We start from the raw sequence: 21,635 nt of genomic DNA on the forward strand, positions 1-21,635 counted from the left end.
TTTATAATGTGATTTATGAGTTTTTTGTAGAAAATTATCTACAAAAAGGATAAAGATATAAAAAACGTACTGTTTTTATAATATAAAGTAAGAAAAAATGAGTCCGTGAAAACAAGAAAGGAAGATAAATAATATGTTTGGATTTGGTGGCTTTACTCGCGATCTTGGAATAGACTTAGGAACTGCGAACACGCTTGTATATGTAAAAGGAAAAGGTGTAGTTTTACGTGAACCTTCAGTAGTAGCGTTACAAACTGATACGAAACAAATCGTTGCTGTAGGTAGCGATGCAAAACAAATGATTGGTCGTACACCAGGAAACGTTGTGGCACTTCGCCCGATGAAAGACGGTGTAATTGCTGATTACGAAACGACAGCAACAATGATGAAATATTACATTCAACAAGCTCAAAAATCAAATGGATTCTTCTCACGTAAGCCTTATGTAATGGTATGTGTACCATCTGGTATTACAGCTGTAGAAAGACGTGCAGTAATCGATGCAACTCGTCAAGCTGGTGCTCGTGATGCTTATCCTATCGAAGAACCATTTGCAGCAGCAATTGGTGCAAACTTACCTGTTTGGGAACCAACTGGTAGCATGGTTGTTGATATCGGTGGCGGTACAACAGAAGTTGCAATCATTTCTTTAGGTGGTATTGTAACAAGTCAATCAGTTCGTGTTGCTGGTGATGATATGGATGATTCAATCATTCAGTACATTAAGAAAAGCTACAACTTAATGATCGGTGAAAGAACAGCTGAGGCATTAAAATTAGAAATCGGTTCTGCAGGCGAGCCAGAAGGTATCGAGCCTATGGAAATTCGCGGTCGTGATTTAGTAAGTGGTTTACCAAAAACAGTACTAATTCAACCAGAAGAAATTGCAGATGCATTAAAAGATACAGTAGATGCAATTGTAGAATCTGTTAAAAATACGTTAGAGAAAACTCCACCAGAATTAGCGGCAGACATTATGGACCGTGGTATCGTATTAACAGGTGGCGGAGCATTACTACGTAATTTAGATAAAGTAATTAGTGAAGAAACAAATATGCCAGTTCTTGTTGCAGAAGACCCATTAGATTGCGTAGCAATTGGAACGGGTAAAGCATTAGACAATATCGATCTTTTCAAAACTGCTGCTCGATAATATTGCAAAATAAAAATCAATGAAATTAAGAGGGTGTGAACGTGCCACAGTTTTTCTTAAACAAAAGATTAATTGTTTTGTTAGTTAGTATTATTCTTCTCGTGGCATTGATTGGAATCTCATTGAAAGAACGGAACAGTTTAACATGGCCAGAGCAGTTTGTTAAAGACACTGTCGGTGTTGTAGAACGTGTATTCCAAAAGCCAGCGAAATACGTAGCTGGATTCTTCGAAAATGTAGAGGATGTAAAGCGCACGTATGAAGAGAATAAAGAATTAAAAGCAAAATTAGACAATTATGCAGGTCTATCAGGGAAAGTAAAACAATTAGAAGATGATAAAAAGAAACTACAAGAGTTAACGGGTAAAGATAAGTTAAATAGCGGTTATACTGAAATTCCAGCGACTGTTGTTTCTCGTAATCCAGATAAATGGTACGATTTAGTTGGACTTGATAAAGGGGCACAGCAAGGAATTAAAAAAGATATGGCTGTATTAACTCCACAAGGTTTAGTTGGACGAGTGAAAAGTGTATCTCAGTTTACATCATCAGTAGAATTGTTAAGTTCTATGAGCCGAACAAATCGTGTTTCTGCTATCGTACAAGGTGATGAGAAAATCTTTGGATTGATTGAAGGGTACGACAAAGAAAAACACTTACTTCTGTTCACAAAGATTGGCTCTGATGCAAATGTAAAGACCGATCAACTAGTTGTAACATCTGGACTTGGTGATATTTTCCCGAAAGGTCTTGTAATTGGAACCATCGTTGATGTTCAGCCGGATCCATATGGTTTAACAAAAACAGCTTATGTAAAGCCAGCCGCTGATTTAAATGACGTAGAGCATGTTGTAGTTGCGAAACGTGAAACGCCTTCAGCGCCATTAGAATAGGAGGGGGAGAAGAGATGATGAAGATTTTAAAAAGAGCAGCTCTTCCTCTTTTGCTCCTTTTTGCTTTTTTATTTGAAAATATGTTTGCTACTATTGTTCCAACAGAGGTTTTTTGGAAAGACAGTATAGCATCACCTCATTTCTTTATCATTGTGTTATGTTTTATTACTGTGTACTATAGTCCGGTCCAAGGGATTTATTACGGACTATTATTTGGTTTCTTATTTGATACCGTATACACGGAACTTGTTGGTATATATATTTTTGCGTATCCGATTTTAGTTTATTTAGTTTATAGTGTGATGAAGGTACTACAATTGAATTTATTTATTGTTACTTCTATCGTACTAGCTAGCATAGTAGCATTAGAGTATTATGTGTATGGATTTTTAACTTTGTTAGGACGTACTCATATGTCGGCGTATGTCTTTTTCACAGATCGTCTCCTGTCTACTTTATTGCTAAATGCAATTTTCTTATTGATAGTTTGTTTCCCACTGAGACGATATTTAGTGCGTCTTTCAAAAGCGATGGAAGAAAAAGAAAAAAGGATTTTCTAATTTTATGTCGAATTGAATCGGTGGGGTGAACTTTAGTGGAAGAAAAAAAGCAACAAAATGTAACAATAAAAGGGACAAAAGACGGAATAACCCTTCATTTAGATGATTGTTGTTCATTCTCTGAATTATTGAAGGAATTGGATGAAAAGCTTTCTACACATTACTATGATGGTGATGGACGCTCTTTAATTGAAGTGCATGTGAAAGTAGGAAACCGTTATTTAACAGAAGTCCAACAAGAAGAGATTCGTACGTTAATTCGTAATAAAAAGAATCTCGTTGTGGATTCGATTGAAAGTGATGTTATAACGAAAGAGGAAGCAATAGCTTGGAAAGAAGAAACAGAAATCGTCCCTATTTCCAAAATTGTTCGCTCTGGACAAGTTTTACATGTAAAAGGAAATTTATTGTTAATTGGTGATGTTAATCCAGGCGGAACGGTTATCGCTGGGGGGAATATTTTTGTCGTAGGATCATTAAGAGGAATTGCACATGCGGGGTATTATGGGGATTCAGATGCTGTAATCGCTGCATCTGTTATGAACCCGATGCAACTTCGAATTAGTGATGTGGCAATGCGGGCTCCGGAAGAGAAAGAAGACGGAGCGGAGGCGGCAGAATGTGCGTATATTAATGAGAACAATCACATTGTTGTCGATCGACTGCAACTTCTCACTCATCTTAGACCTAATTTAACAAAGTTAGAAAGGGGAATTGTATAGCTGTGGGAGAGGCAATAGTAATTACATCTGGAAAAGGCGGTGTAGGTAAAACTACAACGTCTGCGAACATTGGGACAGCCCTAGCGTTATCTGGAAAGAAAGTGTGCTTAATTGACACAGATATCGGTCTTCGAAACTTAGACGTAGTAATGGGGCTGGAAAATCGTATTGTATTTGATCTTGTTGATGTCGTTGAAGGGCGTTGCCGTTTACCTCAGGCTCTTATTAAAGATAAACGTTTTGATGATCTTTATTTATTACCTGCAGCACAAACGAGTGATAAATCAGCGGTAACACCCGAACAAATGGATGAATTAATACAAGTATTACGTCAAGATTATGATTACATATTAATTGATTGTCCTGCGGGGATTGAGCAGGGATTTAAAAACGCGGTAGCTGGTGCGGATAAAGCAATTGTTGTTACGACGCCAGAAGTATCCTCAATGCGCGATGCGGATCGTATTATCGGGCTTTTAGAAAAAGAGGATATTGAACCACCGAAACTTGTTATTAATCGTGTGCGTAGTCATATGCTTCATGAACAGGATATGTTAGATGTTGATGAAATCGTACGTACATTGTCAATCGAGCTTCTTGGTGTTGTCGAAGATGATGATGAAGTTATTCGTGCTACAAATACAGGTGAGCCTGTAGCGTTGCAACCGAGCGGAAAAGCAGCGTTAGCTTATCGTAATATTGCAAGACGTTTGTTGGGTGAGAATGTCCCATTACAAGCATTTGAACAAGAAAAGGTATCGGTATTTACAAAGGTGAAAAACTTCTTTGGAATCCGTTAAAAGCACTTCGCATATTTGCGGAGTGCTTTCTTTTTTCTTCACACGAATATCTTCCATACCTAGCTCATACATATGTACAAACTGTATACAACTGTTTCTACGTACATTAGCTTAACGAAAGAAAGGAGACAGTATGAAGAATAGACGTGTAGAAGAAATTAAAAAACGGATTGCGAAGAGGAAGGCAGAGCAAGAAAGGATGGAGGAAGAGCAGTATTTTGCTGGAGGGAATTTTGATAGTGAAACAGTCTTTATTGAAGATGGAGAAAAGGAAATTCATCCTTTATTTCGAAAAGAAGTGTTTTTCTTCAAAGTATTGTTATCAGCAATATTAGTTCTTTCTGTCGCTATTTTATATAAGAATGCACCAGCTTCTTTCGACGGTGCTAAAGCTGTTACAGAAAAAGTGATGAAAGAAGAGTTTCAGTTTGCTACTGTAGCGAAATGGTACGAAAAACAGTTTGGAAAACCGCTCGTGTTCTATTCACCTAATGAGAAAAAAGAAGAAAAGATTCAGCAAAAAGATTATGCCATTCCTGCTTCCGGAAAGGTGATGCAAGGGTTTCAAAAAAATGGCCAAGGTGTATTTGTACAAACAGCTACAAATGCAACTGTTGAGTCAGTGAATGAAGGGCTAGTAGTTTTTGCGGGCAAGAAAGAGGAACTTGGTAATACAGTTCAAATTCAGCATGCAGATGGTACGGAGTCATGGTATGCAAATTTAAATGATATGTCAGTGAAATTATATGATTATGTTTCAAAGAAACAAAAAATTGGAACAGTGAATAATGATGCGAATAATAAAAATGGTAAGTTTTATTTCGCAATAAAAAAGGACGAAAAATTTATTGATCCGATTCAGGTGATTTCATTTGATTAAATATAGAGATGTTTTAACAAAGATTTCAGTACATCCGTTGTTTTGGGTTATTATTGTCATTGGTATTTTCACGGCACGTTTTAAAGAGTTACTACTGTTATTTTGTATCGTTCTCATCCATGAACTTGGGCATGCTTTTGCAGCGGCACACTATAATTGGCGTATTAAGAAGATTCAACTTTTGCCGTTTGGTGGTGTGGCTGAGCTTGAAGAACATGGGAATAAATCATTGAAAGAGGAACTAGTTGTTGTAATTGCAGGACCTATTCAACATATTTGGATGATGGCGGTAGGCTATATGTTGTTTGAAGCTGGTTGGCTTCATGCGGAATTATATTATTTCTTTATGTGGAATAATATAATTATTTTAGCGTTTAATTTACTACCTATTTGGCCTCTTGATGGTGGAAAAGTATTGTTTAACGTACTATCATATCGTTTTCCTTATTTACAAGCACATGAAAAGATGATGAAATTATCATGTGTTTTTTTTAGTGTCATACTAGGAGGGCAGTTACTTTGGAATAGTAACAATATTATGATGTGGGTACTACTCATATTTTTAGCGGTGTCGTTATATCAAGAATGGAAGCAAAGACGGTATGCCTTTATGCGTTTTTTATTAGAACGTTATTATGGGAACAAAAGAGGAATTGAAAAGATTGCACCGATTGAGGTGCAATCAGAAGATCATTTATATAAGATATTCACAAAATTTCGTAGAGGCTATAAGCATTCTATTATCGTCCGCGGAAAATATAAAGAACATTACACATTGGATGAAAATGAATTGCTTTATGCGTATTTTACTGAAAAACGAACAACTTCATCTGTTGAAGAATTAATCGGTTAGTGTTGACGTTAGCACTAACCTTTTATTATTGTAAAAGCAAAGAAGATTATAAAGTGAGGAAAGTATTTTGAAAACGTTATATATGAACTACGCTGGATCGGAAAAACGCGTTGCAATTGAAGAGAAGAAGAAAATTGTTGAGTTTTTATGGAAACGAAATGAAGAACAAGAGATTGTTGGGCATATTTATGTTGGACGTATCGTAAGAACGATTGCTGGAATGAATGCAGCTTTTGTAAATATAGGTTTAGAAAAACATGCTTATCTTTCGTACGATGATGTACCATCTTCTTATCATATACATGAAGGACAAGCGGTGCTCGTACAAGTTGTAAAAGAGGCAATTGATACGAAAGGGCCAAAATTGACAGCAAATATAGAATTTACCGGGAAATATGTCGTTTATATGCCATATGATGAAATGCGTGCGGTTTCTCGGAAAATAAAAAACAATAAAAGAAGGCAACAATTACTCCAAATTGAAGTAGAAGGGAAAGGAGGTTATATTTTCCGCTCAGCTTCTGAAAAAGGAGAAATTGAAGAAATACAAGCTGAAATGCAAAGGTTACAGCAGTTATATGAAGAGTTAAAAAGAAAAGAGGGACAAGGAAAGGCACCGTTACTAGTCCATCGACCAGCAACCTTTTTAGATCGTGTATTTCAAGAGAATCCAATTGAAACGATTGAAAAAGTAGTTGTAGATACAAGAAGTATAGTAAAAGAATTAGAAGAAAAAGTCGGTAAAGAAAAAATATCTTTTTATAATGAAAAGTCTTCAATGTTTAACCATTTTGGCATAGAGCGTGAGATTGAGAAAGCACTTCAAAAAATTGTTTGGCTCCCAAATGGTGCTTATTTAATTGTGGAACAAATGGAGACGATGACTGTAATTGATGTGAATACGGGTAAGTTTACTGGAAAACAGAATTTACAAGATACAGTCCTTCGTACAAATGAAGTAGCAGCTGAAGAGATAGCGCGTCAATTAAGACTCCGTGATATTGGTGGTATGATATTAATTGACTTTATTAATATGAAAAGAAGAGAAGATAAAGAAAAGATAAGAGAATGTCTCATCGCTGCTATGCAAAATGATCGAACATATACAAGAGTGCTCGGGTTCACAGAGTTAGGGATTTTAGAGATGACACGTAAACGTAAAAAACATTCTTTACGCGACGTATTACTTGAAGAGTGTGCACCGTGCAAAGCGACGGGCTATGTCATGTCGTATGAAACGATTGCGTATGAGCTAGAGAGAGAGCTAATTTCATATGGCAATATAGAAGATGAGGCAGTATTAATCTCTGCACCTAAAGAATTACAAAAACAATTTTTGCAAAAAGAATTACAAAAAAATATTCCATTTGAAATTTATTTCAAAGATGATATGATCGAAAAGTACGCTATTATCCGTTTTGGAAGTAAAAAAGAAATTATAGAACGGAAAAAATAGTTATTAGAACTTTCATTGACAATAGTCTATGATTCATGATAACATCTTTATGTTATAGTTTATAGCACCTAAACGGCTATATGCTACAACCGCACAAGACAGGTTCCTTAAAGGCATTTATGTCTACCTCGTTTTTGGCGAGTCTTAGTAATTAAGAGGAGGTGCAAGTATGTACGCAATTATCGAAACAGGTGGAAAACAAATCAAAGTTGAAGCTGGTCAAGAAATCTACATTGAAAAATTAGATGTTGAAGCTGGTGAAACTGTTACTTTTGACAAAGTTCTTTTCGTTGGTGGCGAAAACGTGAAAGTTGGTAGCCCAGTTGTAGAAGGTGCAACAGTTACTGCGAAAGTTGAAAAACACGGTCGCGCTAAGAAAATCATCGTTTTCAAATACAAAGCGAAAAAGAACAATCGTAAGAAACAAGGTCATCGTCAACCTTACACTAAGCTAGTTGTTGAAGCTATCAACGCTTAATTCTGGTTAACATGATTAAAATTACGATAAGTCGCACGAAATTAGGAAGTATCCAATCATTTAAAATGACTGGACATGCCGATTATGCGCCACATGGACAAGATCTTGTCTGTGCTGGAACTACAGCGGTTGTGTTTGGTTCCATAAATGCTGTGGAAGAACTTTGTAATGTGCAGGCAACTATTGAACTCGGAAGTGATGGTGGATTCTTAACGTATGAATTGCCTAATGATTTAGACATTCATACAGCAGAAAAAGCACAGATACTTTTAGAAGGATTGGTTGTTTCGCTTAAGACGATCGAACTTGATTACGGAAAGTATATCCGTTTAATAGAAAAAGTGCAGGAGGTGTAACGTATGTTAAGATTAGATCTTCAGTTTTTCGCATCTAAGAAAGGTGTAGGTAGTACAAAGAACGGTCGTGACTCTCAGTCAAAACGTCTTGGTGCTAAACGCGCAGATGGTCAAACGGTTACAGGTGGTTCAATTCTTTACCGTCAACGCGGTACAAAAATTTATCCAGGTGTTAACGTTGGTCGTGGTGGCGATGACACTTTATACGCGAAAGTTGACGGCGTAGTACGCTTCGAGCGTCTTGGCCGTGACCGCAAACAAGTGAGCGTATATCCTGTTGCTCAAGAAGCATAAGAACTCACGGAAAACTCTAACCTGAGTGCAGGTTAGAGTTTTTCTATATTAAGGAGTATCTAAATGAATAAAAAATGGACAATTATAGATGCATTGCGCCATTCAAGACATGATTGGCTCAATCGTATGCAGATGGTGAAAGGAAACCTTTCCCTTGGAAAAGTGGAAGAAATTCATAGTCTCATCGATCGTTTTGTCCAAGAAGCGAGACAAGAATCCAATCTGATGGGGCTATCAATGCCTTTATTTTCAGAGTGGATTTTAACATATAATTGGAAACAGCAGCCGTGCTTATTGGAGTACGAAGTATTAGGGAATTTACATAACTTATCTCACTTAGATGAGACTGTATGTACATGGACGAATCAATTTTTCTCAATGCTTCAGCATAGTTTAGACGTATATGTTGAAAATTATGTTTGTATCACAATTGAATGTGACGCGGAGAATGCTCGTTTCTTTTTTGATTTTCGTGGTAAGCTAACGAGTGTAGAAGAACTACAGAATTGGCTTGCGAACCAAAACAATAAATGGTATTCCATTTCTTATACAGTAAGAGACGAAGAAGTCTCAGTTATATTACAACCAATTGAAAAAAGTGTGGTGAAATAATGTTTGTAGATCAGGTCAAGATATATGTAAAAGGCGGCGACGGTGGTAACGGAATGGTTGCGTATCGTCGTGAGAAGTATGTTCCAAAAGGTGGTCCAGCAGGTGGCGACGGTGGTAAAGGTGCAGATGTTGTTTTCGTTGTTGAAGAAGGCTTACGTACATTAATGGATTTCCGCTACCAACGTCATTTCAAAGCTGATCGTGGTCAGCACGGAATGAGTAAAGGGCAGCACGGTCGTAAAGCTGAAGATTTAATCGTTAAAGTTCCACCTGGAACGGTAGTAAAAGATGAAAAAACAGGCCAAATTCTTGCGGATTTAGTAACACATGGACAATCAGCTGTTATTGCAAGAGGTGGCCGTGGTGGTCGTGGTAACTCACGTTTTGCTACTCCAACGAACCCAGCGCCAGAAATCGCTGAGAACGGGGAACCAGGTCAAGAGCGTGATGTCATTCTAGAACTTAAAGTACTAGCAGACGTTGGACTTGTTGGATTCCCAAGTGTAGGTAAATCTACATTATTATCTGTCGTATCATCAGCACGTCCGAAAATTGCAGAGTATCACTTCACAACAATTGTTCCAAATCTTGGTGTTGTTGAAACTGGTGATAACCGCAGCTTCGTTATGGCTGACCTTCCTGGACTAATTGAAGGCGCACATGCTGGCGTCGGACTTGGTCATCAATTCCTGCGTCATATTGAGCGTACACGTGTAATCGTGCATGTAATTGATATGTCTGGTTTAGAAGGCCGTGATCCATATGAAGATTACGTAACGATTAATAATGAATTAAAAGAATACAATCTTCGCCTAACGGAGCGTCCACAAGTTGTTGTTGCAAACAAAATGGATATGCCAGATGCAGAAGAAAACTTACAAGCATTTAAAGAGAAAGTGGGAGACGAAGTAAAAATCTTCCCAATCTCAGCTGTAACGAAACAAGGTGTTCGTGATTTACTATTTGAAGTAGCGAACTTATTAGAAACAACACCTGAATTCCCAATACATGAAGTAGCGGATGAGTCTGATACAAGTGTAATGTACAAACTTGAGACTGAAGGTGTTAAATTTGACATTACACGTGAAAGTGATGGCACGTTTGTTATCTCTGGTTATGATATCGAGAAAACATTCAAGATGACAGACTTCTCACGTGATGAATCTGTACGTCGTTTCGCTCGCCAAATGCGCGGAATGGGTATTGATGAAGCGCTTCGTGCACGTGGCGCAAAAGACGGAGATATTGTAAAAATTCTTGAATATGAATTTGAATTTATCGACTAAGACTGCCGAAATACGGCAGTCTTTTTTTATCTCACTTTAATGGGCAGTAAGACCCCTATCTCAAAATGTAGCGAAAGCAAAGAAGTTAGGTGGAGGGAAGAAAAACCCCCCACTGATTAAAGGTTCACTTTATATCGTAAAAGTCTGATTTATACAGGGAAAAATCCCCACTAATTAAATTTTCAATTTATAATAGAAAAAGAAGTGGTTTTATAAGAACTTTTTATGGGGAGAAAGTGAACATGTATAAAATATTAATCGTAGAAGATGATGAGAAAATCGCGGGGATATTAGAGGAACATTTAGAAAGGTATGGCTATCAGTCATTTAGAGCGAGTGATTTGCGGCATATAAAAGATGAGTTTGTAAAAGTAAATCCACATCTCGTGTTACTTGATATTAATTTACCGTATTTTGATGGTTTCTATTGGTGTCGTCAAATCCGCACTGTATCGAATGCACCAATTATTTTTGTTTCTGCAAGAACGGGGGAAATGGATCAAGTAATGGCAATTGAAAATGGCGGAGATGATTACATTACGAAGCCATTCCATTTAGACATTGTAATGGCTAAGGTGAAAAGTGCACTTCGTCGTGGGTATGGTGAGTATGCTTCTGCGGCAGAAAGCGATTGTTTAGGTGTAAATGGACTGTTGTTATTCCCATCTCAGCACGTTGTTGAGTGGCAAGGACAACAAACAGAACTGACAAAAAATGAATTTTACTTATTAGAGTGTTTAATGAAACAAGCAAATCAATATGTAACGCGCGAAGAATTGTTAGAAGCCCTCTGGGATGAGGTAGCTTTTGTTGATGATAATACATTAACCGTAAATGTAAAACGTGTAAGGAAGAAACTAGAGGAGCTCGGCATTAAAAATGCAATTGTAACGAAACGTGGATACGGTTATGCGCTTCTTACAGAGTGGGGAGAAGCGCATGAAGGTTAAAGATTACCTCATGGACCGCTTTTCTTTAATTCTTTCTTACATTGTTAGCCTCTGTTTATTTGGGCTCGTTTTGCAGTTGCAAAGTTTTTTAGAAAAGCGATTTATTGATTGGAATACATGGTTATACGGACTTTTATTAGGGATAGTTGTGTTTACTGTATACCTTATTTACGATTACCGAAAACGGAGTGTATTTTTAAGGAGGATCGAAAAATATGTTACTAGCGGAAATACATTACATGATTCCTTACTTATTGATACTTCTTATACGGCAGAGCAAGAGATGGTCGTTGAATCGTTTACGCTATTAAGACAGCAATATATGAATGAAGTTCATAAACAACATGCAAAAGAACAACAGCAAATGATATTTATGAACCAATGGATTCATCAAATGAAAACACCGGTATCTGTTATTGAGTTACTATTACAGAAGTTTGGTAAAGAGCATCGTGAAGCAAGAGCGACAGTTGAAAGTATTCGTGAAGAAAATAATCGCATACTAAATGGTTTAGATTTAGCGTTACATATGGCAAGGTTAGAGCAGTTTGCGAAAGATTATAAAGTAGAAGTAGTAAATGTGATAGATATTATTAGAGGTATTATTAATGAAAATAGAAAGTCCTTCATTCAATCGTCTGTATTTCCGAAAGTGATGTTTGAGGAAGATACTTGTATGGTTGCCTCTGATAGAAAATGGCTTAGTATTGCTATAGGACAAATTGTTGTAAATGCAATTAAGTATACAAAAATTTCGGAAGCAGAGAAAAAGGAAATTCAATTTCAAATTGAAGAGAAAGATCAAAAGGTGTTATTACATATTAAGGACAATGGAATCGGTATTCCAGAGCAAGATGTAAAGCGTATATTTGATCCATTCTTTACAGGGGTAAATGGCCGGAAAACGAGAGAAGCGACTGGAATGGGTTTATATATTACGAAGGAAATTTGTGATAATTTACATCACGGTATGTATGTGCAATCGGCTGAAGGGGAAGGGACAACATTCACGTTCCAATTTGCAAAAGATGAAGAATATCATACATTAATGAGAAAAATGACAAAACTGTAAGATAACAAAACGTTTTGTAAGGGAAATCACTCGTTTCTTTTTCTTATTTTTCTTATAGTAAATGTAAGAAGAAAACACATAGGGGGATTAGAAATGAGTGTTCTTGAAGTAAAAGGATTAACGAAGGTGTACCAATCAAAAGGTTCAGTAGCGACGACTGCTTTAAACGATATAAATTTTAAAATAGAAGAAGGCGAATTTGTAGGGATTATGGGTCCTTCAGGGAGCGGGAAAACAACGCTTTTAAATTTATTAGCAACAATTGATAAGCAAACTTCAGGTCATGTGCTTGTAAATGGGGAAGAAATTAATCAAATGCGTGCTGCAAAATTAGCGGAGTTTCGCCGTACACATTTAGGATTCATTTTCCAAGATTTTAACTTACTTGATACGTTATCGATTAAAGAAAATATCATTTTACCACTTGTAATGGCGAAGAAATCTGTAAATGAAATCGATGCAAAAGTGCTTGAGATTGCAAAGTTTTTAAATATCGAGGGCATTTTAAATAAAAAGGTATATGAAGTATCAGGTGGCCAACAACAACGTGCAGCAGCTGCGAGAGCGATCATTCATGAACCGACGTTAATTTTAGCAGATGAGCCAACTGGAAACTTAGATTCTAAGTCAGCAAAATCATTAATGAGCGCGTTGCAAGACTTACATGAACAAAAGAAAGTGACAATTGCAATGGTAACGCATGATCCAGTAGCGGCGAGTTATTGCGAACGTATTCTTTTCATACGTGATGGAGAGATTTTCTCAGAAATACATAAGGGAAGAACGAAACAAGCCTTTTTCCAAGAAATTCTGGACGTACTTGCGATGCTAGGAGGAGAATATCATGAACTTTCGCCAGCTCGCGCTTAATAACGTAAAAGGAAATTGGCGTAACTATAAAGCGTTTCTTATAAGTAGTTGTTTATCGATTGTCGTATTTTTTATGTATGCTTCCTTCATTTATCATCCGGATGTTGTAGGCGGTAATATTAGTATGAGGGAGATGATTTCAAAAGGGTTAGAATCGATGAATTATATTGTAGTCATCTTCTCAGCACTCTTTATTTTATATGCAAATTCAACGTTTTTACGAGCAAGGAAAAAAGAGTTTGGTCTATTAACATTAATAGGCGGAACGAAATCGCAGCTCGGCCGAATGATTATATTAGAGCAACTGATGTTAGGTAGTATTGCAATTGTAGTTGGTATTGGGGTCGGAATGCTTTGCTCAAAACTATTTTTCCAAGCACTGAGTGTATTACTAAAAATTGATAAAACACTACCGCTCGTATGGAATAGTAAAGCAGTTCTTATTACAGCTGGTGTGTACTTTATTCTCTTTTTAATCCTATCATTGTTTAGTGTTTGGACAGTAGGACGCTTGCAAATTATTGATTTATTAAGAGAAGCAAGAAAACAGAAAGTAGAGCCTTTTGCATTTACATGGTTATGTGTAGTCGGTATAGGGTGTATCATTGCTGCGTATGTCCTTTGTTTCCAAGTAACAATTATGAATTTTATTATTCTGTTTTTACCGATTGTAGGGCTGACGATAGGCGGAACTTATTTGCTGTTTACACAAGGAAGTACAGTTGCATTAAAAGCATTGCAAAAACGAAAACAATCTTTTTATACATACCCAAATATGTTCGTACTTAGCAATCTTATTTATAAAATGAAAGATAATGCTCGTTTTTTATTTGTAATTTCTATCATTACGGCGGTTGTTTCTTCAGCAGTAGGTACGCTTTATGTATATTTTGAAAATATGAGTGCGAAAACGATAGAGCTTACGCCACATGCTATTTCATATGAGGAAAAGGGATTAAATACGCATAGCCTTATTAATGAAGAAAAAGTACAAGAGATTGTAAAAAGAAATGGGTTTGAAGATGCACGAAAAGTAACCTATGTAAAACTACCTGCAACACAGAAAATAATGTTGTTTAACAGTGAACGTGAAGTACCAATGGCGATTATTTCAGAAAAAGAATATAACGCGGAAGTGCGTAAACAAAAGAAAGAGCAAATTACAGAGGTTCATAATGCACCAGGTAGCGCGACGATGGTTATGGTTGATGCAGCAAATGAACTTATGAAAATAGATCGTACGAAACCGTATGAATTTAAGATTAACGGACAAAAGCAGTCTGTTCAATTAAACGAGCCAACGTCATATTCTGTTTTTAACGATAGCGAATATCTTATTGTGAATGATCAAGATTTTGAGAAATACGCAAAGCTCGTACCAGATGAAGAAAAGACGAAATATTACGGTTATTATATCGAGGATTGGAAAAATACAGAAAATCTTGTATTAGATTTGAAAAATGAAATTGCACCAGAAAAGCAAGGAGAATTGAGAAATTCAGTGTTTGCGTATAAGGATATAAGAGAAGGTGGAGCAATTACAATGTTCATCGGTTTCTTCGTAGCAGTACTATTCTTCTTCTTCGCTTGTAGTATGACATACTTTAAATGGTTTAACGATAAAGAGCAAGATCGTATTCAATTTAAATCGTTAAAGAGAATCGGTATGACAGATAAAGAAATTCGTAAAATTGCAATTCGACAAATGGGAGTTATCTTCTTTATCCCAATTGTCATCGGCGCTATTCATAGTGGATTTGCTCTTCATACGTTAGGAAAAATGCTTTATCTCGATTTATGGAAATCAGGTGCGCTTGTAATTGGAGCATACATTTTAGCTTCTGCGATTTACTTTATGATCGCGCAAAGAGGATATTTAAAACACGTGCAAAGCTAGAGAAACCTCTAGCTTTTTGCCTGTGTAGTAAGTTACAGGAGGACGATAGATGAACATTCGGCAACTAGCGCTACAAAATATAAAAGGAAATTTGCGTAATTATAAAGTGTTTTTCTTAAGTAGTTGTTTTGCGATATTTGCGTCTTTTGCATACATGTCTGTCATTGTACATCCGTATATGCAGGAGACGATGTGGTATCAAAACGTACGCTGGGGACTTATCATATGTAATGTTATTATCATTTCTTTTTTCGTCATATTTATTTTGTACTCTACTTCTATTTTCATAGAGGCACGTAAGAAAGAATTAGGATTATATATGTTAATGGGAGCGACGAAATCTAACGTAATTGGCGTAATTATGACCGAGCAAATGTTGATCGGAGTATTTGCTAATATTTTTGGCATTGGGCTTGGCATGATCTTTTTAAAGCTCTTCTTTATGATGTTTAGTATGTTGCTGGGGCTTCCGAAAGAACTCCCTGTCATATTTGACGTAAGGGCGATTGGTGTAACATTTATTACATATATGGTCGTTTTTATTTCGTTATCTTTTATAAGTGCTTTACGTATATGGAATATAAAAATCATTCGGTTATTGAAAGGATTTCGAGCAGATAAAAAAGAGAAGAAAACATCAATGTGGCTTTGTATATTTGGCTTTATTTGTTTAGGTATAGGATATGCGTTAGCGTTACAAGCGACGATACTAACGATAGCGTTCTATTTTTTCCCTGTGTCTATACTTGTCTTTTTCGGAACGTATTTTTCTTTTACACACGGCACTGCTCAAATATTAGAAATGATAAAACGAAATAAAAAGATTATGTATACATATCCGTACTTATTTATAGTGAATCAATTGTCACATCGAATGAGGGAAAATGGTCGCTTTTTCTTTCTGATGTCTATGGCAACGACGTTTGTAGTTACAGCAACAGGTACGGTGTTCTTATATTTTTCTGGTATGCAAGATATGTGGCGTGGCGGGGGCGTGCACTCATTTTCTTACATAGAAAAAGGTGCTTCTACCCATGAAGTCTTTGCGGAGGGAACGGTTGAACAATTATTGCACCAATATGGGTATGATGATTTTCAATTTATGAGTTTTGTTGGAGTGTATGCATCTTTTCAGACCAATAAGGGGGAAACAGAAGTAGCGCCACTCATTAAACAAAGTGAATACAATCGAGAGGCAAGAAAACAAAAACAGAAAACGTATCATCCTAAAAAAGATACAGTGACACTCGTTTATTATAATAAATACAATAATTCGAATGTATATAATCAAAAAGAGATTCAATTGCAAGTAATGAATCAACCATATCAATTCGTATTTAACGGTCAGAAAGAAGGGGTTCAATTTAACCATCATCCTTCGCACATTAATGGTCTGTTCTTCGTTATGAATGATGAAGATTTTGACAGTATAGCAAATAAGGTTCCGGATTCTGAAAAAATGATATATCGAGGCTACACATTACCCAATATCGAAAATACGAAAAAATTAAATGAAGCGTTACGGAAACATATAAAACAAGATGATAATAACGCATTTCGAAGTAATATGGAGTTATATGTGAATATGAAAGAGTTCGGCGATATTACTCTATTTGTAGGCTCATTCATTAGTATATTATTCTTTCTTACTTCATGTAGTATTGTATATTTTAAATGGTTTCATAATATTTCATCAGATAGAAAGCAGTACGAAGCGCTATCTAAGCTTGGAATGACGAAAGAAGAAGTGTGGAAGATTTCTCGCTGGCAATTGTGTATGCTATTTTTTGCGCCTATTATAGTCGGGAGTATGCATAGTGCGGTTGCGTTATATACGTTTCATAATACGTTGTTTATGGATGGTTCATTAAGAAAAGTAGGTTTGTTTATTCTATTTTATATTGCTGCATGCATCATGTATTTCTTTTTCGCTCAAAGAGAATATAAGAAACATTTAGACTAGCAAATGCTAGTCTTTTTTTAATATTCGAAATTTACATAGAAGAATATAAAAAAGTATGGTATAACAGTAAGAAAACGAAAAAGAGGGGAAAAGACGATGATTCGAGTAGGATATTTAGGACCAGAAGCAACATTTACAAATATGGCGGTGAGTCGTTTTTTTCCGGAAGCAGAGCATGTACCGTATCGAACGATTCCAGATTGTATGGATGCAGCTGCAAATGGAAATGTAGATTATGCAGTGGTACCACTAGAAAATGCCATAGAAGGTTCAGTGAATATAACGATTGATTATCTTGTACATGAGCAACCACTTTCTATTGTAGGAGAAATTACAGTGCCAATTCAGCAACATTTACTTGTACATCCGCAGTATGCAGAAGTGTGGGAAGAAGTATATGCAGTGCATTCTCATCCACACGCTATTGCGCAATGTCATAAGTTTTTAAATGAAGAATTAAAAGGGATAACTGCTCGAGATATGACATCAACAAGTGCTGCAGCGCAATATGTGAAAGAACATCCTGAAGAAAAAATTGCGGCTATTGCAAATGAAGCGGCTGCAGAAAAATACGGATTAACGATTGTAAGACGAAGTATTCATACACATAAAAATAATCATACACGTTTCCTAGTGCTCCATAAGAAAAAGAAAGCAATACTCTCAAATAATGGAGAAAACCGCGGAGAGAAAACGACGCTTATGATAACGTTACCTGCTGATTATGCAGGGGCACTATATCAAGTGTTATCAGCTTTCGCATGGAGAAAATTAAACTTATCTAAAATCGAATCGCGCCCGATGAAAACAGGACTTGGAAATTACTTTTTCTTAATCGATGTCGATAAAGCATACGATGACGTATTATTGCCAGGCGTAACGATGGAACTTGAAGCACTTGGTTTTTCTGTTACGGTGCTGGGGAGTTATTCTTCTTATTGGTTATAAGGGGGAGTAAGGTTATACCGTGTGATAGATCAATAAAATCCCACCTATAAATGGTGGGATTCTTTATTTTAACTTCGCAAGACGTTCTTCTAATTGACCACGCCAAACGTCAGCTAGTTCTGGAACAGCAAGAATCTTTTCGATGCCATCTCTATCTTTTCTATTATGAAAATAAATTTCGTTAGAGAACAAGACAGAAACATTGCTCGGTTGACGTTTTAGTAATGTGATTTTTGAATCTTTACGTACAGTACCTTCCTGAAGAACGCGGCATAGGTAGCCAGTAAATCCAGTTGCTACAATGCGCGGCAGTATGCCAGGAATACCGAGGCGTTTTGAAATCGTGCTACAAGGTACTCTTGCTTGTGTCACCTGAATGATTGCTTCACCTAATTTGTATGTATCTCCGATGTATACATCACGCTCTAACATATTTGTTACGGTAATGTTTTCGCCAAATGCAGAAGCTGGGAGTGTTGTTTGGAATTCCTCTTCCCATAGTGCGTAATGCTCGTGTGGATACACGCAAACGGCGCGATCAGGTCCACCATGGTGTTTTAAATCAGCTACATCATCACCAAGGAAGCCATCTTTTGAGAGAAAAGCTTCTTCGGTAAGTTCTTTACATATACCGGTAATCATTTCTTTATCTTCGCTATATTTCATTTGTTTCGGTTTGCCAATGCTAAAGTGTACGAGTTCAATTCCCATATGAAATCTCCTTTACAATTGATTACAATATTATATCATTTTAAAAAATAAAATCGCAGAATATGGTGGATTTTTCTGAAAGAAAAGAAAAATGAAGTTGAGGCTCTGCCAAAACAATATGGATTTCATGCAATAAGATAAGGGGATTTAAATGTTAAAAGAACCCAATTTCTATAATGATAATAAAGAAATTGGGTTCTTGTTTATTACTAGATGAAATGGAGTTGCTGTAAAAAATCCATACACGAAAGGGTGTCGAGCTAATATTTGTTTTTCTTGATATTTTTATTTATATAAATAGAGTTATTTTGTAACTTTATAAATAAATTCTACAATAGCGTCATGCATTTGATCTAATGCAGGTTGTTCCACTGGATAATGCCCCCCATTTTCTAACATGACTATTTTTACATCTACTTTTTTTATTTTGTTTAGGAATGGAGTGCTTAAATGTAATGGTGTCCATTTATCTTGCTCAGGTTGTGTTAAAAGAATAGGACATACATCAAAATCCTCTGGTTCCATTGCAGGCTGGTAATTACCATAACTGTCTAAGAATCTCATGCTTGCTTTATTCGCAGCAGATGTCTTATCACGATTAAATATTTCCATTACTTTCTCATTGTTACATAAGGCACTCATTTTAGAAGCTGTACTCATTTTCATCTTAAAGTTTTCAAGTCCTATGTTACATGCAATGCCTGCCATAGGTATTCCAACACGACTCATAACGAGATTTTTAGCTGTTTCGTCACGAACTTGCTGATTTTTTTGATCCAAGAATGTCATACCAATGATTCCTTTAACTTTCTTGTTTTTTGCAGCAACGTGGTAAGTTTCCATCCCACCTGCACTTAAGCCGTACAGTACAATTGGTCTATCATCACGTTGTTGTTCATAGTCGATATAATCACATGCTAAATCGACCCAATCATCATACTTTACTACGGAGCCTTTTTTTACTTTTGTAACGCCATAAGTAGGCATGTCAATAGCGATTGTTTCAAAGCCATCTTTTGAAAGTGGACCACCTAAAATCATCGACATCTGTCTACCGTTCGTACCTACTCCATGTAATAAAATGACTTTAACAGGAGCCTTTTCATTCCGAAAACAATCTAAATGTACCTCATGTCCTTTCCAATTCCACCATTCTTCTGTTGGATGATAATTATCTGTAAAGTGATATTTTTTAGGCAAATAGGACTGTATTTCACGCCATTCGCTTTGTTTACTGTATGTCATTTTGTTTCCTCCTTATCATGTTAAAAATAATTTTCTAAAGTCACTAAGTTCGAACGTTCGAACATCCGAACGTTTTGTAAGTAAAATATTATTCGACTCTTTTATTTTTGTCAATAAATATTTTTTGATTCATTTTGTAGAAAAAGTAGCATTGTAAAATACTACTTTTATTCTTGTGCATGCTATTTGGTTAATTACTTCTTTAATTGGTTATCAGTTTCTAATGATTCAATTAGTTGTTTTAATAATACAATGGAGTTATCAAGAGAAAGGGCGTAATACCTTTCCGTAGCACGTTTTTGAACAGTAACGAGATTTGCGTTTAAAAGATGCTTTAAGTGGTGTGAAATAGCTGGTCTAGATAAAGAAAGTCGGTCTACTATCTGATTTACAGACATTTCTCCTTCATCATACAGTAACACTAATATGTCTTGACGATTTAAATCCTGCAGAATTGAAAAAATAGGGGTACATTCTCTTAATATGCTTATTGTTTTTTTGCTCATGATACCTCTCCTTGTTTAATTGTTCGAACGTTTAGATGTTTATTTAGTATAAAACTTTACTAATGTTTCTGTCAAAGCCCCTTTACTCTCCTATTTAGAGATATTTCCAGCACGTATGTATTCATGCAACCTTTTGAATTGTAATTACATATATTCCTTACTTGTCGTTACTATAACCCTCTTTTACAAAACAATTTAACTTTACTGGACAAATGATTATTTCAGTAATGTTTGTTAAAGCATCGTATCACAAATACTTTTTATTTGTATATGTTTAGCTAATGAACCTTATTTCAATGGTCTCCATTTTCTTTCCCGATGTTTTTTTCTTTAAATAACATGTTATGATTCAATCGTTCGAATGATTAAACAAAAGAATAAAGAAAATGTGCGCGCATGAAAAGTTACAAGAAGGTAGATACATTAGTTGTAGAGTTTTGATGGATTAATCAAGGAAAGTTATCTTTATTACATTGTTTATAAAATAAATTGAACATATTGAGTAAGGGCTGAATTTAGAGATGGAGGAATCATGATGGCTAGTATATATAAATTTTATTTAAATGGGGAATGGAGAGAAAGCTCTTCAGGAGAAACAATCGAAATTCTATCCCCATACTTACACGAAGTAATTGGACAAGTACAAGCAATTACTCGCGGAGAAGTAGATGAAGCAATTGCATCTGCAAAAGAAGCTCAAAAATCATGGGCGGAAGCTTCTCTGCAAGATCGCGCAAAATATTTATATAAATGGGCTGATGAGCTCGTAAATATGCAAGATGAAATTGCCGATATCATTATGAAGGAAGTCGGTAAAGGATATAAAGATGCAAAGAAAGAAGTTGTTCGTACAGCTGACTTCATTCGTTACACAATTGAAGAAGCTCTTCATATGCACGGAGAAAGCATGATGGGCGATAGCTTCCCTGGCGGAACGAAATCTAAACTTGCAATCATCCAACGCGCACCACTTGGTGTTGTATTGGCAATCGCACCATTTAACTACCCAGTAAACTTATCTGCTGCAAAACTTGCACCAGCATTAATTATGGGTAACGCTGTTATTTTCAAACCGGCAACTCAAGGTGCAATTAGCGGTATTAAAATGGTGGAAGCACTTCATAAAGCTG

General features: G+C 36.1%; 22 protein-coding genes, 1 pseudogene and 1 other annotated feature. Of the genes and pseudogenes, 20 read left to right on the forward strand and 3 right to left on the reverse strand.

Annotated elements, in window-relative coordinates:
- Positions 1 to 133 precede the first annotated feature (133 nt).
- The 19 genes from mreB (at position 134) to pheA (ending at position 18,043) form a co-directional block, all read left to right on the forward strand.
- The gene (gene mreB, locus RTP99_RS24285; RefSeq protein ID WP_000466737.1) at positions 134 to 1,153 is read left to right on the forward strand and encodes a cell shape-determining protein MreB; all 1,020 of its coding nucleotides are present in this window, start codon (positions 134 to 136) and stop codon (positions 1,151 to 1,153) included.
- A gap of 41 nt (positions 1,154 to 1,194) precedes the next feature.
- Positions 1,195 to 2,046, forward strand: a complete 852-nt coding sequence (mreC, locus tag RTP99_RS24290; protein WP_001135480.1) for a rod shape-determining protein MreC — start codon at positions 1,195 to 1,197, stop codon at positions 2,044 to 2,046.
- A gap of 14 nt (positions 2,047 to 2,060) precedes the next feature.
- Positions 2,061 to 2,606 carry a rod shape-determining protein MreD gene (mreD, locus tag RTP99_RS24295; RefSeq protein ID WP_000975746.1) on the forward strand — a complete coding sequence of 182 codons (546 nt, stop codon included), beginning with the start codon at positions 2,061 to 2,063 and terminating at the stop codon, positions 2,604 to 2,606.
- Positions 2,607 to 2,641: 35 nt separating this feature from the next.
- Complete coding sequence (minC, locus tag RTP99_RS24300) at positions 2,642 to 3,328, forward strand: septum site-determining protein MinC (protein WP_000391517.1); 687 nt, start codon at positions 2,642 to 2,644, stop codon at positions 3,326 to 3,328.
- Between the two features lie 2 nt (positions 3,329 to 3,330).
- Entirely contained in the window at positions 3,331 to 4,128 is a 798-nt protein-coding gene (minD, locus tag RTP99_RS24305; RefSeq protein WP_000503311.1) for a septum site-determining protein MinD, read from the forward strand.
- Between the two features lie 133 nt (positions 4,129 to 4,261).
- The gene (gene spoIVFA, locus RTP99_RS24310) at positions 4,262 to 5,008 is read left to right on the forward strand and encodes a stage IV sporulation protein SpoIVFA (RefSeq protein ID WP_000797467.1); all 747 of its coding nucleotides are present in this window, start codon (positions 4,262 to 4,264) and stop codon (positions 5,006 to 5,008) included.
- Positions 5,001 to 5,861: a stage IV sporulation intramembrane metalloprotease SpoIVFB gene (spoIVFB, locus tag RTP99_RS24315; RefSeq protein ID WP_000599048.1), complete on the forward strand. Its 861-nt coding sequence runs from the start codon at positions 5,001 to 5,003 to the stop codon at positions 5,859 to 5,861. The genes spoIVFA and spoIVFB overlap by 8 nt, the downstream gene beginning before the upstream one ends.
- Before the next feature lie 67 nt (positions 5,862 to 5,928).
- The gene (locus RTP99_RS24320; protein WP_000855435.1) at positions 5,929 to 7,317 is read left to right on the forward strand and encodes an Rne/Rng family ribonuclease; all 1,389 of its coding nucleotides are present in this window, start codon (positions 5,929 to 5,931) and stop codon (positions 7,315 to 7,317) included.
- A 77-nt stretch (positions 7,318 to 7,394) separates the two neighbouring features.
- Positions 7,395 to 7,472: a sequence feature (ribosomal protein L21 leader region), on the forward strand.
- A 14-nt stretch (positions 7,473 to 7,486) separates the two neighbouring features.
- Positions 7,487 to 7,795: a 50S ribosomal protein L21 gene (gene rplU, locus RTP99_RS24325; protein WP_000270908.1), complete on the forward strand. Its 309-nt coding sequence runs from the start codon at positions 7,487 to 7,489 to the stop codon at positions 7,793 to 7,795.
- An 11-nt stretch (positions 7,796 to 7,806) separates the two neighbouring features.
- The gene (locus RTP99_RS24330) at positions 7,807 to 8,151 is read left to right on the forward strand and encodes a ribosomal-processing cysteine protease Prp (protein ID WP_011040706.1); all 345 of its coding nucleotides are present in this window, start codon (positions 7,807 to 7,809) and stop codon (positions 8,149 to 8,151) included.
- Between the two features lie 3 nt (positions 8,152 to 8,154).
- Complete coding sequence (gene rpmA / locus RTP99_RS24335) at positions 8,155 to 8,445, forward strand: 50S ribosomal protein L27 (RefSeq protein WP_000944958.1); 291 nt, start codon at positions 8,155 to 8,157, stop codon at positions 8,443 to 8,445.
- A 63-nt stretch (positions 8,446 to 8,508) separates the two neighbouring features.
- Positions 8,509 to 9,057 (forward strand): sporulation initiation phosphotransferase B, encoded by a 549-nt coding sequence (locus RTP99_RS24340; RefSeq protein WP_001037006.1) that lies wholly within the window; start codon positions 8,509 to 8,511, stop codon positions 9,055 to 9,057.
- Complete coding sequence (obgE, locus tag RTP99_RS24345) at positions 9,057 to 10,343, forward strand: GTPase ObgE (protein ID WP_000497114.1); 1,287 nt, start codon at positions 9,057 to 9,059, stop codon at positions 10,341 to 10,343. The genes RTP99_RS24340 and obgE overlap by 1 nt, the downstream gene beginning before the upstream one ends.
- A gap of 242 nt (positions 10,344 to 10,585) precedes the next feature.
- Entirely contained in the window at positions 10,586 to 11,293 is a 708-nt protein-coding gene (locus tag RTP99_RS24350) for a response regulator transcription factor (RefSeq protein WP_000276716.1), read from the forward strand.
- The gene (locus RTP99_RS24355; protein WP_000864964.1) at positions 11,283 to 12,365 is read left to right on the forward strand and encodes a HAMP domain-containing histidine kinase; all 1,083 of its coding nucleotides are present in this window, start codon (positions 11,283 to 11,285) and stop codon (positions 12,363 to 12,365) included. The genes RTP99_RS24350 and RTP99_RS24355 overlap by 11 nt, the downstream gene beginning before the upstream one ends.
- A 93-nt stretch (positions 12,366 to 12,458) precedes the next feature.
- Positions 12,459 to 13,235: an ABC transporter ATP-binding protein gene (locus RTP99_RS24360; RefSeq protein ID WP_000114533.1), complete on the forward strand. Its 777-nt coding sequence runs from the start codon at positions 12,459 to 12,461 to the stop codon at positions 13,233 to 13,235.
- The gene (locus RTP99_RS24365) at positions 13,210 to 15,132 is read left to right on the forward strand and encodes an ABC transporter permease (protein ID WP_001011384.1); all 1,923 of its coding nucleotides are present in this window, start codon (positions 13,210 to 13,212) and stop codon (positions 15,130 to 15,132) included. The genes RTP99_RS24360 and RTP99_RS24365 overlap by 26 nt, the downstream gene beginning before the upstream one ends.
- A gap of 49 nt (positions 15,133 to 15,181) precedes the next feature.
- Entirely contained in the window at positions 15,182 to 17,095 is a 1,914-nt protein-coding gene (locus tag RTP99_RS24370) for an ABC transporter permease (RefSeq protein WP_001026315.1), read from the forward strand.
- A gap of 96 nt (positions 17,096 to 17,191) precedes the next feature.
- Positions 17,192 to 18,043 (forward strand): prephenate dehydratase, encoded by an 852-nt coding sequence (gene pheA, locus RTP99_RS24375; RefSeq protein WP_000621719.1) that lies wholly within the window; start codon positions 17,192 to 17,194, stop codon positions 18,041 to 18,043.
- A gap of 63 nt (positions 18,044 to 18,106) precedes the next feature.
- Here the strand turns inward: pheA and RTP99_RS24380 are convergent, their stop codons facing one another.
- From RTP99_RS24380 to RTP99_RS24390, 3 genes are all read right to left on the reverse strand, one after another.
- Positions 18,107 to 18,754, reverse strand: coding sequence for an MOSC domain-containing protein (locus tag RTP99_RS24380; RefSeq protein WP_000510688.1), 648 nt, complete (start codon positions 18,752 to 18,754; stop codon positions 18,107 to 18,109).
- Between the two features lie 303 nt (positions 18,755 to 19,057).
- Positions 19,058 to 19,999: an alpha/beta hydrolase gene (locus RTP99_RS24385; protein ID WP_000222508.1), complete on the reverse strand. Its 942-nt coding sequence runs from the start codon at positions 19,997 to 19,999 to the stop codon at positions 19,058 to 19,060.
- A gap of 194 nt (positions 20,000 to 20,193) precedes the next feature.
- Complete coding sequence (locus RTP99_RS24390; RefSeq protein ID WP_000039471.1) at positions 20,194 to 20,505, reverse strand: ArsR/SmtB family transcription factor; 312 nt, start codon at positions 20,503 to 20,505, stop codon at positions 20,194 to 20,196.
- Between the two features lie 532 nt (positions 20,506 to 21,037).
- On the opposite strand from RTP99_RS24390, the pseudogene gapN reads away from it, so the two are divergent.
- A pseudogene (gene gapN, locus RTP99_RS24395) lies at positions 21,038 to 21,635 on the forward strand (NADP-dependent glyceraldehyde-3-phosphate dehydrogenase); the annotation flags it as partial.

The sequence above is a fragment of the Bacillus sp. (in: firmicutes) genome, assembly GCF_031983925.1.
Taxonomy (GTDB): domain Bacteria; phylum Bacillota; class Bacilli; order Bacillales; family Bacillaceae_G; genus Bacillus_A; species Bacillus_A pacificus.